The sequence below is a fragment of the Micromonospora sp. B006 genome, from assembly GCF_003408515.1.
Taxonomy (GTDB): Bacteria; Actinomycetota; Actinomycetes; order Mycobacteriales; family Micromonosporaceae; genus Micromonospora; species Micromonospora echinospora_A.
The window spans coordinates 4,965,341-4,981,679 of sequence record NZ_CP030865.1 but is presented as its reverse complement, the minus strand read 5'-3'; the positions used below and the strand labels follow the sequence as shown (position 1 = coordinate 4,981,679).

The following is a 16,339-nucleotide window of genomic DNA, read 5'->3' as shown; positions in this document are numbered from 1 at the left end:
GCATGTCCATGTTGGAGATCGGCGGGGTCGAGTTCGGCTCCCGGCTCATCCTCGGCACCGGTGGCGCGGCGAACCTGCACGTGCTGGAGCAGGCGATCCGCGCGTCCGGCACCGAGCTGGTCACGCTGGCGCTGCGCCGGGTGGACACCACGCCCGGCGGGTCGGGCGGCCTGCTCGATCTGGTGGAGCGGTGCGGCGTACGGCTGCTGCCGAACACGGCCGGCTGCCGTACCGCTGTGGAGGCGGTGAAGACGGCGCACCTGGCCCGGGAGGCGTTCGACACCGACTGGGTGAAGCTGGAGGTGATCGGCGACGAACGCACGCTCCTGCCCGACGGGGTGGAGCTGCTGCGCGCCGCCGAGGAGCTGGTGGCGGACGGCTTCACGGTGCTGCCGTACACGTCGGACGATCCGGTGCTGGCGCGGCGGCTGGCGGACGTGGGTTGCGCGGCGGTGATGCCGGCCGGGTCGCCGATCGGCTCCGGGCTGGGCATCGGCAACCCGCACCACATCCGGCTGATCCGGCAGGCCGTCGACGTGCCGGTGGTGCTCGACGCGGGCATCGGCACCGCCTCCGACGCGGCGCTCGCCATGGAGCTGGGCTGCGACGCGGTGCTGCTCGCGAGCGCCGTGACCCGGGCCGCCGACCCGGTCGCGATGGCCACAGCGATGCGGTACGCGGTCGAGGCGGGCCGCCTGGCGTACGGCGCGGGCCGCATCACCCGCCGCTTCCACGCCCTCGCGTCCACTCCCGACGACGGACGCCCCGACCTGTGACCGCCTCACGCGTTGCGGATCTTGGTACGGATGCACCCTCGGAGGGGCGGCCGCGTACCAAGATCCAGGGCGGGCCGACCGGCGTCGTGCTGCTCACCGATCGGCGGGTGGCTCGGGGGGCGCTCGTCGACGTGTGCGCGGGTGCCGTGGGCGGGGGAGTGCGCTGGGTGGTGCTGCGGGAGAAGGACCTGCCGCGCGCCGAACGCCTCGCGCTCGCCGTCGATTTGCGCGCGATCCTCGCCGCCGCGGGCGGCACGCTGATCGTCGCCGGACCCGATCCGCTCGACGGGGACGCGGTGCACCTGCCCGCCGCCGGCCCGTACCCGCCGCCCGCCCTCGGCCTGGTCGGCCGCTCCTGCCACGACACCGCCGAGCTGGCCCGGCTCACCACCGAGCACTACGCCACGCTGTCCCCGGTCTACGAGACAAGGACGAAGCCCGGCTACGGCCCGGCGTTACGGGCGGCCGGACTCGCCGAGCTGGTGAAAGCCAGCCCGGTCCCGGTGCTCGCCCTCGGCGGCATCGAAACCCCCGCCCAGGTCACCGCATGCGTAGAGGCGGGCGCAACAGGAGTAGCAGTCCTGGGCGCGATCATGCGCGCGGACGACCCGAAAGAAACCGCCACCACGCTGGGCAGAGCCTTCCAGGAGGCGGCCACCCGCTTGACGCGCACCCACCCCGCGCGACCCGACGAAGGCCCGCACGCGACAGGGCTGCGGCCGACCGTGACCACGGAGGGATCAAGCCCGACCGCCCGGAGTGGGCACGGTCGGCCGCAGCCCTCAACCGCAACCGAGGAAGAGAACCAGTGACGCCGCAAACAGTTCTCACCGTCGCAGGATCCGACTCCGGAGCAGGAGCAGGCATCCAGGCCGACCTCAAGACGTTCGCCGCGCTCGGGGCGTACGGCACGAGCGTGCTCACCGCCGTCACCGCGCAGAGCACCAGGGGCGTGGACGCCGTCCTGCCACTGCCGCCGCAGACCGTCCGCGACCAGATGGACAGCGTGCTCGGCGACTTCGACGTCCGGGCCGTGAAGACCGGGATGCTCGGCACCCCGGCGGTCGCCGACGCGGTGGCCGAGGCGGCCCGGGCCGGGCGGCTGCCGCACCTGGTCGTCGACCCGGTACTGGTCGCCACCAGTGGGCACCGGCTCGGCGTGGTCGAGGCGGTCGAGCGGCTGCTGCCGTACGCGGAGGTGGCGACGCCGAACTGCGCGGAGGCCGCGGCCCTCACCGGAGGCCCGGTGGGCACCGTCGAGGAGATGGTGGCGGCGGCCGAGGCGCTGGCGGCGCGCGGCCCGGCGTTCGTGGTGGTGACCGGCGGCGACGTGGACGCCGACGGCGAGTCGGTGGACGTGCTGTCCGGCGGCGGGACGACGCGGCTGCTGCGCGCGCCCCGGGTGGACACCCGGCACAACCACGGCACCGGCTGTTCGTTCTCGGCCGCCGTCGCGGTCCGGCTCGCCGCTGGCGACGCGGTGCCGGTCGCGGTGGCGGCCGCCAAGGAGTACGTCACCCGCGCGCTGACCGGCGCGCGGACCTGGGAGCTGGGCGCGGGACGCGGCCCGCTGGACCACTTCGGCTGGTCCGCATGAGCGACAGGGAGGCTCACATGCAGGCACGTCGCAAGGTGTACGTGGAAGGGTCGCGGCCGGACATCCAGGTGCCGTTCGCCGAGGTGCCGCTGACCGGGGACAACCCGCCGGTACGGCTCTACGACACGTCCGGCCCCGGCTCGGACCCGGAGGTGGGGCTGCCCGCGCTGCGCGGGCCGTGGATCGCCGAGCGCGGCGACGTCGCCCCGGTCCGCGGCGCCGGCACGCCGCGGGCCGGAACCCGTCCGACGCAGCTCGCGTACGCGCGGGCCGGGATCGTCACGCCCGAGATGGAGTTCGTGGCGATCCGGGAGTCAGTGTCGCCGGAGTTCGTCCGGGACGAGATCGCGGCCGGGCGGGCGGTGCTGCCGCTCAACGTCAACCACCCGGAGTGCGAGCCGGCCATCATCGGCAAGGCGTTTCTGGTCAAGGTCAACGCGAACATCGGCACCTCGGCTGTCACCTCGTCGGTGGCCGAGGAGGTGGAGAAGCTGACCTGGGCGACCCGGTGGGGCGCGGACACCGTGATGGACCTGTCCACCGGCAAGCGCATCCACGAGACGCGGGAGGCGATCGTGCGGAACGCGCCGGTGCCGATCGGCACGGTGCCGATCTACCAGGCGCTGGAGAAGGTCGGCGGCGACCCCGTGAAGCTGAGCTGGGAGGTGTTCCGCGAGACCGTCGTCGAGCAGGCGGAACAGGGCGTCGACTACATGACCGTGCACGCGGGGGTGCTGCTGCCGTACGTGCCGCTGGCGGTGGACCGGGTGACGGGCATCGTCTCCCGGGGCGGTTCGATCATGGCGGCCTGGTGCCTGGCGCACCACGAGGAGAACTTCCTCTACACGAACTTCGCCGAGCTGTGCGAGATCCTCGCCCGGTACGACGTGACGTTCTCCCTCGGTGACGGTCTGCGGCCCGGCTCCATCGCCGACGCCAACGACGAGGCGCAGTTCGCCGAGCTGCGTACGCTCGGGGAGCTGACGAGGATCGCCTGGGAGCACGACGTCCAGGTGATGATCGAGGGCCCCGGGCACGTGCCGATGCACAAGATCAAGGAGAACGTGGACCTCCAGCAGGAGTGGTGCCACGAGGCCCCGTTCTACACGCTCGGGCCGCTGACCACCGACATCGCGCCCGCGTACGACCACATCACCTCGGCGATCGGCGCCGCGATGATCGGCATGTTCGGCACCGCCATGCTCTGCTACGTCACCCCGAAGGAGCACCTCGGGCTGCCGGACCGGGACGACGTGAAGGCGGGCGTGATCGCGTACAAGATCGCGGCGCACGCGGCCGACCTGGCCAAGGGGCACCCCGGCGCGCAGGCGTGGGACGACGCGCTCTCCAAGGCCCGGTTCGAGTTCCGCTGGGAGGACCAGTTCAACCTGGCGCTCGACCCGGAGACCGCGCGGTCGTACCACGACGCGACGCTGCCCGCCGAGCCCGCGAAGACCGCGCACTTCTGCTCGATGTGCGGCCCGAAGTTCTGCTCCATGAAGATCACGCAGGAGTTGAAGGAGTACGCGGCGCGGGGCATGCGCGGAAAGTCGGAGGAGTTCGTCGCCGGCGGCTCACGGGTCTACCTGCCACTGGCGTGAGCGGGGCCGGGGCGGGCCTAGCGTTCCGGCCCGCCCCGGTGCTCGTTCAGTCGCGGTGGTGCCGCCCGGTACGCAGCGAGCGGGCGTCGTCGGCGTTGTCGTCCGAGGCGAGACCGGCGACCCAGTCCACGTACTCGTCGTCGGCCGCGTCGCCGGGCTCGGCCGTCCGGTCCGCCGGCTCCGGTTCCACCTTCGCCCGGTTGCGCCGGAACAGGCCGCGCCGGGCCTTCGGCTTTCCGTCGGGCGCATCGACGTCGTCCGGTCCGGCGTGCCGCCCGCGCCGGGAATCCGTCTCCGCCTCCGCAGCGCTGGCCTCCGGCAGCGCGGCATCCGCCTCGCCCGGTGCGGCCTCCGATCGGGCGACGGGCCTCCCCGCCTCCGGCCGGACGAGCGGCCCCGCCGGGCGGGCGTTCGTGGCGAGCGCGTCCCAACCGGTGCTCGCGCCCGGCTCGGGCAGGCCCCGGTGCCGGGGACGCTGCGCCGGCTCGGCCGGGACAGCCGCGTCCACGCCGTCCCGGGCCGGTGCGTCCGGTTCGGTGGTGGCGCGCTGCGGGCGGGCCGCCGGGGTGATCGGCCAGGCCGGGCGTACCTCGCCGGGCGCGCTGGTGACGTCCTCGAACATCGAGAACCGGGGCCGGGTCGGCGGGACCGGCGCCGGGGCGTCGAAGAAGAAACTGCGTCCGGAGGGTGCGACATCCCCGGTGGGGGAGTCGGTGCGAGGAGCCGGGCCGCCGAGGGAAGCGTCAGGCGTGCCGGGATGGCCCGGCGCCGAGGTGACGCTCGCGTCGTCCCGGCCCGCCGGTGGGATCGGGGCGGTGTCCGTGGCCTCCGGGGTCTGCCCGCTCGGCGTCGTCGGCGCGGCGTCGGTGTGGCCGTTCGGCGTCGTCGGCGCGACATCGGCCGGGTCGGATCCGGGGGAGGCCGGTACGCCGGTGCGCGGTCCGGTCTTCGGGGTGCGGGGACGCCGGGAGCGGGTGGAGCGGCCGGTTCCGGCACTGGACTCGGCCGGTGGTGCGGCGGGGGTGCCGCTGTCCGCGTCGGCCGGGGCCGGTCCGGTGAGGCTGCCGCTGTCCGCGTCGGCCGGGGCCGATCCGGCGAGGGTGCCGCTGTCCGTACGTGGGCCGGGAACGTGGCCCTCGGTGGTGTCGCCGGTGGCCGGTGACGCCTCCTTCGAGGCGGTGCCCGCACCGGCGTCCCCGGCGCGGGGCGCTGTGGTCTCGTCTGCCGGTGACGTCGATCCGTCGGTCGTCCCACTGGACCGGCCGGCGCGGGTACGGCGCGGCCGGGTCACCCGTGGCGCGGGCGCCGCCGCTTCCTGAGCCGGTTCCGGCGCTGCGTCGCCGGTCCCGGAGGGCGCGGAGCCGTAGCCGGTGGCCGGGGCGGCTGCGGAGGTGCCCTCGCTGTCCACGGGGGTGACCGCGGAGATGTCGGAGGCGCGGTCGGCCGTGGCTGTGCGGTCCGTGGCGGCTACTTCGCCGGTGCTGTCCGGATGTGCCGTGCCCGGAACCGGGCCCGGGCGGCCCGCGGCGAGGACGTCGATGGCCGAGGTCCGGCGCCCCGGGGGCAGCAGACCCGGCATGGGCTGGCCGTGGCTCACCTCGACCACGGCCGGGCGGTCGCCCGCCGGCTGTCCCGTGACAACGGCCGGCTGATCGGTGGCGGTCAGACCCGGGACGGCCGGCTGATCGGCGGCGGGAAGGCCGGTACCGCCAGGTGTCGCCGCCGTGGCCGAGCCGCCGGCCTCCGGCCAGTTCCAGTGCGCCGGCGCGGCGGCGCCGCTCGTCACCGGAGGCGCGGGCGGCGCGGCCGGTACGCCCGGAGCGGCCGAGTGCGGCAGCGGCGCGAGGATGTCGGTGGCCTCGACGGCGTCCGGATCGCCGCCGGCGGTGACCGGCCGGGGCAGCATCGTGGTGGCGGTCGAGCCGAGCGCCCCGGCGACGACAGCGATCAGCGCGCCGTAGTAGGGCGCGATCTGGTACCTGTCGGTCGCCGCGCCCGGGCCGGCGGTCAGGTAGGCGAACGCGACGAGCACCGGACCGGCCGCCCCGGCCGCGCCACCGACCAGCGGCGGCCACCCGGCCCGGCGGGCCAGCACGCCGACCGCGCCACCGGCGAGCAGGGCCAGCGTGGGCAGCAGCAGCATGGACAGGCGCTGCGCGGCCGCCGCATCCAGCCAGGACGGTTCGAGGACACCGAGCCGGACGGATGCCAGTGGGCGGTTGGAGACGATGGTGGGCGCGACGGACAGCAGCGCCAGCAGCCAGACGATCCCGGCGGTGATCGCCACGCCCCAGCCGAACGGCGGCTTCAGCAGTACGGCGATCGCCGCGCCGGCGCCGACCACCGCGCCGAGCGCGGCGCAGACACCGGCGGCCCAGACCGGGTCGACGGATCCGGCCAGCTCGGCCGCGCGGGCCGGTTGCATGCACAGCGGGGCCACCACCGTCGCGCCCAGCGCGCTGACGCCGGCGATGGAGAGCAGTTCGGTGGTGCCGCCGGGGAGGTCGTCCTGGCGGGCGAAGCGCTCGGTGAGGACGGCTCCGGCGACCGTGGCGACCACGGCGAACCAGCCCACCCAGACGAGCTGGGCGGGCCACCTGTTCACCGAGGCGTCGACGAACGCGCCGTCGAGGCGGACGACTCCGAAGCCGTACGCGATGCCCAACTGGCCGGCCCCGGCCAGTACGCTCACGCCGAGCGCCGTGAGCAGCAGCCTGCCCCACGTCCGAAAGGCCATGTCCGGCACGTTACGGCCCGGTGCCCCCGATCGCCACCTTGCCGCCGCGCGGCGCGGCGAACCTGCCGGCGTGGCTACTTCAGCTCGACCAGGCGGGCGAGGTAGGTGGTGTCGCCGACGTTCGTCAGCATGTGCACCGCGCCCGGGTCCCGGTAGACGACGCCGCCGGTCGGCTCGTCGGCGTCGATGGTGGCGCCGTCGATCGTCTGCACCACGTTCTTCGCGCCCTGGATCGCCACCACCAGGTACGGGTGGTCGTGGCGGTGCAGCGGCTGCCGCTCACCCGGCTCCAGCCGGATGTGCCAGACCCGTACCCGGTCGTTCTCGTACACGATCTCCTGGCCCACCGGGCCGAGTTCGAGGTCGGCGGAGAGTTCGGTCATCGCGGTCCGTCCAGTTGGGGGAGCACCTCGGCGGCGATGAGCTCCACGTGGTCGAGGTCGTTGAAGTCGATCAGGCGCAGGTGGACCCGGGTGGCCCCGACGGCGGCGAACTCGCCGATCCGGTCGACGAGCTGGGCGGGGGAGCCGACCACCGGGTCCTCCGGCGGCAGCGCGCTGGTGACGTGCAGCGGGGCGGCCCGGCGCTGCGCCTCGGCGTCGGTGCGCCCGATCGCCACCACGATGCCGGCGGAGAGCGTCAGCGGGGCCCGGCCGGAGGCGTCCCGGCCGGTGCGGTCGCACGCCTCCCGGACCCGGTCGTACGCGGAGGCGGTCTCGGCCACGCTCTTGAACGGCATGTTGAACTCGTCGGCGTAGCGGGCGGCCAGCTCGGGCGTGCGCTTCGGTCCCCGGCCGCCGACGATCACCGGCGGGCCGGGCTGCTGCACCGGCTTGGGCAGCGCGGGCGCGTCGGCCAGCCGGTAGTGCTCGCCGGTGAAGCTGTACGTCTCGTCGGCCGGGGTGCGCCACAGGCCGGTGACGATCTCCAGCTGCTCGGCGAGCCGGTCGAAGCGCTCGGCGACGGGCGGGAACGGGATGCCGTACGCGGTGTGCTCGCGCTCGTACCAGCCGGCGCCGATGCCCAGCTCGACCCGTCCGCCGCTCATCCGGTCGACCTGGGCGACCATGACCGCCAGCGGGCCGGGGAGCCGGAACGTGGCGGACGTGACGAGCGTGCCGAGCCGGATCCGGGAGGTCTCCCGGGCCAGGGCGGCGAGCGTCAGCCAGGCGTCGGTGGGGCCGGGCAGCGCCGGTTCGTCCCCCATCGCCCGGTAGTGGTCGGCCCGGAAGAAGCCCTCGAAGCCGGTCTCCTCGACCAGCCGGGCGAACCGGAGCTGGTCGTCGTAGTCCGCTCCGCGGTGGGGTTCGGTGAAGACCGAGACCCGCATGGTCACCGTCCTCCGGCCGCGGGTACGCCCGGGGCGTCCCGCTCCATCAGCAGTTCGTGCAGCTCGGCGCTGATCCGCGCGACGTCGGCCAGGTGTGCGTGCCGGCCGAGCGTGCGGGGCCGGGGGACGTTCACCTCGACCACCTCGCGGATGCGGCCGGGGCGCGGGCTGAGCACGACGACCCGGTCGGCGAGCAGCACCGCCTCGTCGATCGAGTGGGTGACGAAGACGATCGTGGCCTTCGTCTCCATGTGCACCCGCTGGAGTTCGCCGGAGAGTTCCTCGCGGGTGAGCGCGTCGAGCGCGGAGAACGGCTCGTCCATGAGCATCACCCGGGGTGAGCCGATGAGCGACCGGCAGAGCGAGACGCGCTGCTGCATGCCGCCGGACAGCTCGTGCGGGAGCCGCTTCTCGAAGCCGCTCAGCCCGGCCATCTCCAGCAGCTGGCGGGCGCGGTCGCGGTGCTCGGCCCGGCGCCAGCCGAAGATCTCCACCGGCAGCAGCACGTTGTCCAGCACCGTGCGCCAGGGCAGCAGCGCCGGTCGCTGGAACAGCATGGCCACGTCGCGGCGGGGCCTGGTGATCGGCGTACCGGCCACGGTGATCTCGCCGCCGCTGACCGGGAGCAGGCCGGCGATCATGCGCAGGAGCGTGGACTTGCCGCAGCCGGACCGGCCGAGCACGGCGACGAACTCGCCTTCGGCGACGTCGAGGTCGATGCCGCGCAGCGCCTCCACCCGCCCCGAACGGCCGTCGAAGGTGCGGGACACCCCGGACAGTCGGATCATCTCCCGCCGCCTCCCTTCCACGTCGTCCCTAATGTGAGCCGGGCTAGCGTAGCGGACGGTGCTTATAGCACTGTCCGGGGTGGACGTCAGTCCACTTTCCGTCACGCAACTTCGTTTCCGTTCCGCAACCGGGACGGAGGGGGCACACCATCCGCCTTCTCGTACGCTGTTGCGCGCGAAGAGTCCCCTCACGACGGTCCAGTCGGCCCAACCCCTCCTGCCGACCCCGTCGGACACACGACCCGACCGGCGAGAAAGTCCTGGTCGGAAAGGACATGGTGCACTGATGAGAAGGCTGACCCGTACGGTCGCCGCCGCGGCTCTGGCTACCGCCCTCGCCCTCGTGGGCGGCTGCAGCAGCGACTCGGACAAGTCCGAGAGCGGCGGCGGAAACGGCGGTGCGCTGGAAAAGGTGACGTACCTCACCTCGTTCGGCAACTTCGGCCGTGACTCCTACGCCTGGGTGGCGAAGGACAAGGGCTTCTTCAAGGAGGCCGGCTTCGACGTCGACATCAAGCCCGGCCAGGGCACCGGCTCCGTCATCCAGACCATCACCGGCGGCCAGGCCCAGTTCGGCCCGATCGACCTGACCGGTGGCATCCTCCAGCTCGGCAACGGCCAGGCGAAGGACTTCGTGGCGGTGGCCGCGATCCAGCAGCGCACCATGGCCGCGATCGTCACGGTCGAGGGCAAGAACATCGCCACCCCGAAGGACCTCGAGGGCAAGAAGCTCGCCGACACCCCCAGCTCCGTCGTGCGTAACCTCTTCCCCACGTACGCGCGGCTCGCCGGCATCGACGGCAGCAAGGTGACCTGGGTCAGCGGTGAGGCGCAGAGCCTGATGCCGATGCTCGGCTCCGGCTCGGTGGACGGCATCGGCCAGTTCGTCGTCGGTCAGCCGACGGTGGAGACGGTGACCAAGAAGAAGCCGGTCGTCCTGCCGTACAGCAACGTGATGCAGGACCTCTACGGCAACGCGCTGATCACCTCCACGAAGCTCGCCAAGGAGAAGCCGGAGATGGTGAAGAAGTTCACCGCCGCGCTGCTCAAGGGCCTGGAGTACTCGCTGGCCAACCCGGACGAGGCCGCCGAGATCCTGAAGAAGAACGTGCCGGCCGCCGTCCCGGCCGCGGCCTCCGCCGAGCTTCAGCTGATGGCCGCGTACGTCCGGTCGAGCAACTCCGGCACCGCTATCGGCACGCTGGACAGCGGCCGGGTGGCCAAGAGCATCGCGCTGCTGAAGGGCGCGGGCGCGCTCAAGCAGGACCTCACCCCGGACCAGATCATCGACTTCAGCCTCGCGCCGAAGGCCTGACCGGCCCGCTCGGGCCAACGGGGGTGCGACCCGCCGGACACCCGGTGGGGCGCACCCCCTTCCCGTGCCGGTCGCACCGACCGGCGCAGAGAGGAGGACACGTTGACACAGTTGACCGAGGCCCGGCCGGAGGCGCCGCAACCGCGCCCGGTGGTCCGGCGCGGGTTCGCCGTACGTCCGGCCGCGGTCGGGCTGCCGACGCTCGGCCTGCTGATCATGGTGGCTGCCTGGTGGCTGGTCACCTCGGGGCTGAACCTGGTGCACCCGGCCGCGCTGCCGCCGCCGCAGGCGGTGGGGGAGTCCCTCGCGAACACGACAGGCGTGCTGCTGCCTGCGTTGGGCATCACCACCTGGTCGACCCTGTTCGGCTTCCTGCTCTCGTCGGCCGCCGGGGTGCTGATCGGGATGGCGCTGGCCGCTTCCCGCCGGGTGGAGCGGATGTTCGCGCCGCTGCTGGTGGCCGTGAACGCGGTCCCGAAGATCGCGTTCGGGCCGCTGCTGGTGGTGGCCGTCGGCTGGGGTCAGAAACCCATCCTGACCATGGTGTTCCTGCTCTGCTTCTTCCCGATCGTGCTCTCCACCGCCACCGGCCTGACCACCACTCCGGCGGACCTGGCGGAGCTGGGCCGGTCGCTGAACGCCTCGTGGTGGCAGTCGTTCCGCAAGGTGCGCTTCCCGTCCGCGTTGCCGCAGATCTTCGTCGGGCTCAAGGTGGCCATGCCGCTGGCCGCGATCGGCGCGGTGATCGGTGAGTTCTATTCGGATCGCCCCGGCCTGGGCTACCAGATCCTGCAGTACAACGGCGTCGGCGACACCGCCACCGCCTGGGCCGCGATCGTGCTGGTGGCCCTGATGAGCATCGTGCTCTACGCCGCTCTGAGCCTCGTCGAGCGCCTGGCCCTGCCCTGGGTGAAGGCCACCACCTCAGCCCGCTGAGAGCACCGACAAGAGCACCGACGTCGACCGAGAACCCAGAAGGAAACCTCAACCCACGGGTGCCGGCCGACCACGACAGTGTGGGCCCCGGCGCAACCGGCGGAGGGATCAAGCCTGACCGCCCGGAGCCGGTTGTGCCGGGGCCCACACCCCACAGTGACTAGCCGGCAAGCCGCCAGCGACCACCACGAGCCACCAGCGTCGTCAACGCCTGCGGCATCAACCCGGAGTGGTTGTCCGGCGTCATCCGGATCGGCCCGGACAGCCCGTCCAACTGCGAGGTCTCCAGCACGTCGCGCAGCGCGTCCCGGTCGACCTTGCCCGGTTCGCCACCGGCGCGCTGCTCGGCGTCGACGATCAGCTGGACCGCGTCCGCGGCGAACGAGGAGAAGCCGTTGTAGCCGCCGAACCGGGCGGTGTAGTCCTGGAACCACTGCCGGCGTGCGGCCTTGGCCGGGGTGGTGGCGATCACGTCGTCGATCACCATGGTCTGGGTGAAGATCAGCGTGGCCTCTTCGGTGGAGCGGGCCGACGGGCCCAGGAAGAGGTCGCCGGCGGCCGCGGCGTCGAAGAACAGCGACCCGCCGAACTTGCTCTGCCGGGCCGTGGTGGCGGCCAGCGTCGCCTGCTCCGGCGTGGTCCAGAGGACCAGGGCCTGCGGCTTGGCGTCGATCAGATCGTTGACCTGCGTGCCGACCTCGGTGTCGGTGAGCCGCACCGATTCGTTGCCCACCAGTCGCACCGTGGTCTTTTCCAGTTCCCGCCGCAGCGCGGTGAGGCCTTCCTGGCCGTAACCGTCGGCGCTGTGCAGCAGCGCGACCTTGCGGATGTTGCGCCGCTCCAGTTCGGTGGCGAGCGCGGCGGCGCTGTCGGCGGCGTTCGGGGCGAGCTTGAAGACATATCGTCGTTGGTCCACCGGTTCGGTGACCGCGCTCGACGAGGCCAGTGCGATCGTCGGAATGCGCTTCTCACCGATGGTGCGGGCCGCGCCGACGGCGCATTCGTTGCAGCCGCCCATGATGACGGCGCTGACCCGTGAGTCGCCGCTGAAATCATTGATGTTCCGCAAGGATTCCGCCGCGTCGGAGCGGTTGTCCTTGATCCTCAGGTCGATCCTCCGGCCACCCAGCGCGCCGGACGAGTTCACCTGCTCGACCTTCAGTTCCAGTGCCCGCTGGTACACCTTGCCGACCGGCGCCGACGCGCCGGAGAGTTCCAGGTCGGCGGCGATGACGATGGGGCTGGTGTCCTGCGGTTCCCCGCCGATTCCGCAGCCGGTGAGCGTGGTGGCCAGCACGGCCGATGCGAGCGCCGCGAAGCTCGCGGAGCGGATGGGGCTCAACTCAGTCCTCCAGGTGCGGCGCGGGCCGACGCCCGATCACCGCCGCTAGTCCGTCCTCAGTGGAGGAACGGGATTGGTGTGCCGTACGGTGTGCGCGAAGCCTGCAAAACCTTGCCAATGCCGGGGCCTGTGGTCAAGCCGGGATCTCGAGTGCTGTTTCGGGACAGCCATCCCACATGCTGGGGACACGGAACATTAACTGACAATTACTGCACAGAAGCGCGTGACCACTCTGGAGTGACATCCCCTGATCAGGGGGTTGGAGAAAAGAAGGTATTAGGTGATCGGATCACGGGTTGCGCCGACCCCGACCGTTTCCTGCCTCCCTGCGGCTTCCCAAACACGATCTCGTCTGATGAAATCGCGGCCGTGCCGCGCGCGGCGCTCGCCGCTGCACCAGGCACGGGTCAGCGGGTCGCGCGTGGAAGAAACGACGGAGGCGATGTCGTGAGCACCGGACCTACGACCCTGCCCGGGAGCCCCAACGCCGATCAGCGGAACCGGCGACGGCGCCTGCCGAGGCTGCGCGACGCCCGGATCCGCTCGAAACTCGCCCTCATCCTGGTCGTTCCGGTAGCGGCTGTCATCGCACTGGCAACTATCCGACTCGTCTCGGTGGGCCAGGGCGCGTTCGAGGCGGACCGGGTCCGGTCGCTGACGGCGGTGTCGGTCGACATCTCGGCGCTCACCCAGGACCTCCACAAGGAGCGGATGGCGGCGGCGGTCTTCCTGGCCCAGCCGGACCAGAAGCCGGACGCGTACAACCTGCGGGTGCGCCAGACCGACGAGCGCATCGCGGCGTACCAGGAGGAGCGGCGCCGGCTCGGTGACGTGCCGGGCGCGGTCAGCAACCAACTCAAGGTCATCGACGCCCACCTGTCCACGTTGAACGGCGTGCGGCAGGAGGTGCTGGACCGGTCGCAGATGCCGGTGGCCGAGGCCAGCCTGCGCTACGGCATCGTCCTGGACGACCTGGTCGCGTACAGCGACGCCCTGGCCCAGCAGCCGGGCGCGGAGAGCCTGGCCGACGCCCGCCGCGCGGTGGCCGCGTTCGCCCACGCCAAGTCCGCGGTGGCCGAGGAACAGGCGGTCGCCTTCACCGCGCTCGGCGCCGGCCGGATCGACGAGGAGCAGTTCTCCTCCTTCGTGGCCACCCTGACCAGTCAGCAGGAGGCGCTGCTCACCTTCTCCCGGTCCGCGACGCCGGCCCAGCGGGCCCTGGTGGACCGCACCGTCTCCGGTGACGCCGTCCAGCTCGCCGACCGGGTCGCCGCCGACCTGTCCCGCTCGGTCGGGCGCCCCGCGCTCGTCACCCGGCAGGAGGCGGCCGACGCCATCGGCGCGGTCGACGAGCTGATGCGGTGGGCGGAGATCCAGCTCCTGGACGACCTGCTCGCCGACGCCGACGAGGTACGCGCCGACGTGATCCGGCAGGCGGTCGTGGAGGGCCTGCTGGTGCTGATCACGCTGGCCATCGCCGTGACGCTCGCCGTGGTGCTCGCCCGGTCGCTGAACGACTCGCTGCGCCGGCTGCGTGAGGGCGCGCTCGCGGTGGCGAACCACGACCTGCCGGACGCGGTGAGCCGGCTGCAGAACATCAACGCCATCGGCGACGGCGGCGTGGACGAGATCGTCCAGCAGGTCCGGGACCCGATCAAGCTGACCAACCGCGACGAGGTCGGCCAGGTGGCCGTCGCCTTCAACGTGGTCCACCGGGAGGCGGTACGGGTGGCGGCCGAGCAGGCCGCGCTGCGGACGAGCGTCTCGGCGATGTTCCTCAACCTGGCTCGCCGCTCGCAGAGCCTCGTCGACCGCATGATCGGCGAGCTGGACGCGATCGAGCGGTCCGAGGAGGACCCGAAGCGTCTGGCGCAGCTGTTCGAGCTGGACCACCTGGCCACCCGGATGCGCCGCAACGACGAGAACCTGCTGGTGCTCGCCGGCGCCGACTCGGCGGTGCCGCGTCGCGACGACGCGCTCCTGGTCGACGTGCTGCGCGCCGCGCAGTCCGAGGTGGAGCTCTACAACCGCGTCGAGTTCGGCACCGTCGACACCGACATCTCGGTGGCCGCCCACGCCGTCAACGACGTCGTCCGGCTGGTCGCGGAACTGCTCGACAACGCCACCCGCTTCTCGCCGCCGAACACCTCGGTGGTGGCCGACGGCCGCCGGATCCGCGACTACGTGCTGATCCAGATCGAGGACCGGGGCCTCGGCCTCAGCGACGAGCAGCTCGACTCGCTCAACCGGCGCCTGGCCGCGCCGCCGACAGTCGACGTGGCCGCGTTCCGGCTGATGGGTCTGGCCGTGGTGAGCCGGCTCGCCTCCCGGTACGGCATCCGGGTCGAGCTGCGCCGCAACGTCGAGGGCGGCACTGTCGCCCAGGTCACGCTGCCGAACTCGACTGTGGTGCTGCCGGCCAACCGGGGTCAGGCCCCGCTGACCCGGCCGCGCCAGCCGCTGGCCGTCGAGCAGTCGCCGCTGAGCCAGGTCGGCGTCGCCGACGCGCTTGCCGGCGCCGGCCGGGGCGCCGCCACCGCGACGCTCGCCGACGGATGGCGCGGGGCCACCACCGCCCCGCCCGCCAGGTGGCAGACGCCCGCCGAGGTGCGTGACACCACTCCCGCCGTACAGCTCGGCGGGGCACCCGGCACGCTGCCGGCGGCCCCGGCCCCGGCCACGCAGGCCCCGGTCTCCGGGGCGGGCTGGTCGGCCGGCGGGCCGACGGTGGCGTACCCCGCGCTCGACCCGTTGCCCAAGCGGTCGCCCAGCACCGAGGCGGCGCAGCCGGTGGCGCCTCCGGCCTACCAGCCGCTCGCCGCGGCGCCGGCGGTGGAGACCACCCCGGCAACGCCCGTGGTGGCTCGTCCCGAGCAGCGGGCCGAGGCCCCGATATTCCGGGAGATGGAGGCGGTCTGGTTCCGCTCGCACGGAGAGGACGAGACCACCATCTTCACCCGGCCCACCTTCGACGAGCCGCCCGCGCCGGCCCAGCCGGCCGTGCCGCCGCCCGCGGCGTCGGCGCGTCCGCCGCTGCCCACCCGTACCCCGGGCGCGCAGGCGTCGGGGCTGAGCACGCCGGCCGCGTACAACGCACCGGCCGTGCCGTCCGCGCCACCCGCGGCGGCCGCTCCGTCGTCCCCGGTGGCCGCGTCGCCGCCACCGGCCGCCCCGGCGCCGCCACCCGCCGCCGAGCCCGCACCCGGCATCGACCCGAGCGCCTGGCGTACCGCGGCCGACGAGGGCTGGACGCGGGCCAGCCGGGCCGCGGAGCCCACCACCGGCGGCACCACCCGTTCGGGCCTGCCCAAGCGGGTGCCGCAGGCCCAGCTCGTGCCCGGCGGGATCGAGCCGAAGAGCGGCCGGGACCGTAGCCGGCGCACGCCGGACGAGGTACGGGGGCTGCTCTCCGCCTACCACCGTGGCGTCCAGCGGGGCCGTACGGCCGGCGCCGACCTGAACAGCACCTCGACCAAGGAGACGAACCGATGAACAGGCCGGCGGCCATGCAGGACATGGGTTGGCTTCTCACCAACTTCGCCGACAGCGTGGCGGGCATCGCCCACGTGGTGGCGGTCTCCGCGGACGGGCTGCTGCTCGCCTCCTCCCGGGACCTGCCCGGGGACCGGGCCGACCAGCTCGCCGCGATCACCTCCGGCGTGGTGAGCCTGACCGAGGGCGCGGCGCGCATGTTCAGCGCCGGCGGGGTGCTGCAGACCGTGATCGAGATGGACAGCGGCTACCTGTTCCTGATGTCCATCAGCGACGGCTCCTCGATGGCCGTGCTCGCGGCGCGCAGCTGCGACGTGGGCCAGGTCGGCTACGAGATGGCGTTGCTCGTGGAACGGGTCGGCCAGGCGCTGGTCCCGCTGCCGAGGGACGCCGTCCGGTCCTGACCGGGCCGCCGACATGAGCCG

The 16,339-nt window shown here is 73.2% G+C and carries 13 protein-coding genes; 8 read left to right on the top strand and 5 right to left on the bottom strand.

The genetic code is table 11. The annotated features are described in order from the left end of the window. Positions 1-2 precede the first annotated feature (2 nt). From MicB006_RS22315 to thiC, 4 genes are all read left to right on the top strand, one after another. Positions 3-776 carry a thiazole synthase gene (locus tag MicB006_RS22315; RefSeq protein ID WP_116511708.1) on the top strand — a complete coding sequence of 258 codons (774 nt, stop codon included), beginning with the start codon at positions 3-5 and terminating at the stop codon, positions 774-776. A 62-nt stretch (positions 777-838) separates the two neighbouring features. Further along, on the top strand, positions 839-1,588 hold the full coding sequence (locus MicB006_RS22310) for a thiamine phosphate synthase (RefSeq protein WP_116511706.1): 750 nt from the start codon (positions 839-841) through the stop codon (positions 1,586-1,588). Next, positions 1,585-2,373 carry a bifunctional hydroxymethylpyrimidine kinase/phosphomethylpyrimidine kinase gene (gene thiD / locus MicB006_RS22305; RefSeq protein ID WP_116508691.1) on the top strand — a complete coding sequence of 263 codons (789 nt, stop codon included), beginning with the start codon at positions 1,585-1,587 and terminating at the stop codon, positions 2,371-2,373. Before MicB006_RS22310 ends, thiD begins: the two co-directional genes overlap by 4 nt. Before the next feature lie 17 nt (positions 2,374-2,390). Then, on the top strand, positions 2,391-3,974 hold the full coding sequence (gene thiC, locus MicB006_RS22300) for a phosphomethylpyrimidine synthase ThiC (RefSeq protein WP_116508689.1): 1,584 nt from the start codon (positions 2,391-2,393) through the stop codon (positions 3,972-3,974). A gap of 46 nt (positions 3,975-4,020) precedes the next feature. Here thiC and MicB006_RS22295 read toward each other — a convergent pair whose 3' ends face one another. From MicB006_RS22295 to MicB006_RS22280, 4 genes are all read right to left on the bottom strand, one after another. Next, the gene (locus MicB006_RS22295) at positions 4,021-6,711 is read right to left on the bottom strand and encodes a hypothetical protein (protein ID WP_116508687.1); all 2,691 of its coding nucleotides are present in this window, start codon (positions 6,709-6,711) and stop codon (positions 4,021-4,023) included. Between the two features lie 74 nt (positions 6,712-6,785). Then, a complete protein-coding gene (locus tag MicB006_RS22290; protein WP_073828925.1) occupies positions 6,786-7,094 on the bottom strand; it encodes a cupin in 309 nt (102 codons plus the stop codon). Then, a complete protein-coding gene (locus tag MicB006_RS22285; RefSeq protein ID WP_116508685.1) occupies positions 7,091-8,041 on the bottom strand; it encodes an LLM class F420-dependent oxidoreductase in 951 nt (316 codons plus the stop codon). Before MicB006_RS22285 ends, MicB006_RS22290 begins: the two co-directional genes overlap by 4 nt. Before the next feature lie 2 nt (positions 8,042-8,043). Then, entirely contained in the window at positions 8,044-8,829 is a 786-nt protein-coding gene (locus tag MicB006_RS22280; protein WP_073828923.1) for an ABC transporter ATP-binding protein, read from the bottom strand. A 286-nt stretch (positions 8,830-9,115) separates the two neighbouring features. On the opposite strand from MicB006_RS22280, the gene MicB006_RS22275 reads away from it, so the two are divergent. Further along, on the top strand, positions 9,116-10,144 hold the full coding sequence (locus MicB006_RS22275) for an ABC transporter substrate-binding protein (protein ID WP_116508683.1): 1,029 nt from the start codon (positions 9,116-9,118) through the stop codon (positions 10,142-10,144). A 150-nt stretch (positions 10,145-10,294) separates the two neighbouring features. Next, a complete protein-coding gene (locus tag MicB006_RS22270) occupies positions 10,295-11,080 on the top strand; it encodes an ABC transporter permease (protein WP_225980837.1) in 786 nt (261 codons plus the stop codon). 160 nt (positions 11,081-11,240) lie between these two features. On the opposite strand, the gene MicB006_RS22265 is transcribed toward MicB006_RS22270, so the two are convergent. Beyond that, positions 11,241-12,422 (bottom strand): ABC transporter substrate-binding protein, encoded by a 1,182-nt coding sequence (locus tag MicB006_RS22265; RefSeq protein WP_073828920.1) that lies wholly within the window; start codon positions 12,420-12,422, stop codon positions 11,241-11,243. A 447-nt stretch (positions 12,423-12,869) separates the two neighbouring features. Here MicB006_RS22265 and MicB006_RS22260 point away from each other — a divergent pair, with 447 nt between their 5' ends. Further along, the gene (locus tag MicB006_RS22260; protein WP_116508679.1) at positions 12,870-15,914 is read left to right on the top strand and encodes a sensor histidine kinase; all 3,045 of its coding nucleotides are present in this window, start codon (positions 12,870-12,872) and stop codon (positions 15,912-15,914) included. After that, positions 15,911-16,318 carry a roadblock/LC7 domain-containing protein gene (locus tag MicB006_RS22255; protein ID WP_013288588.1) on the top strand — a complete coding sequence of 136 codons (408 nt, stop codon included), beginning with the start codon at positions 15,911-15,913 and terminating at the stop codon, positions 16,316-16,318. The genes MicB006_RS22260 and MicB006_RS22255 overlap by 4 nt, the downstream gene beginning before the upstream one ends. Positions 16,319-16,339 lie beyond the last annotated feature (21 nt).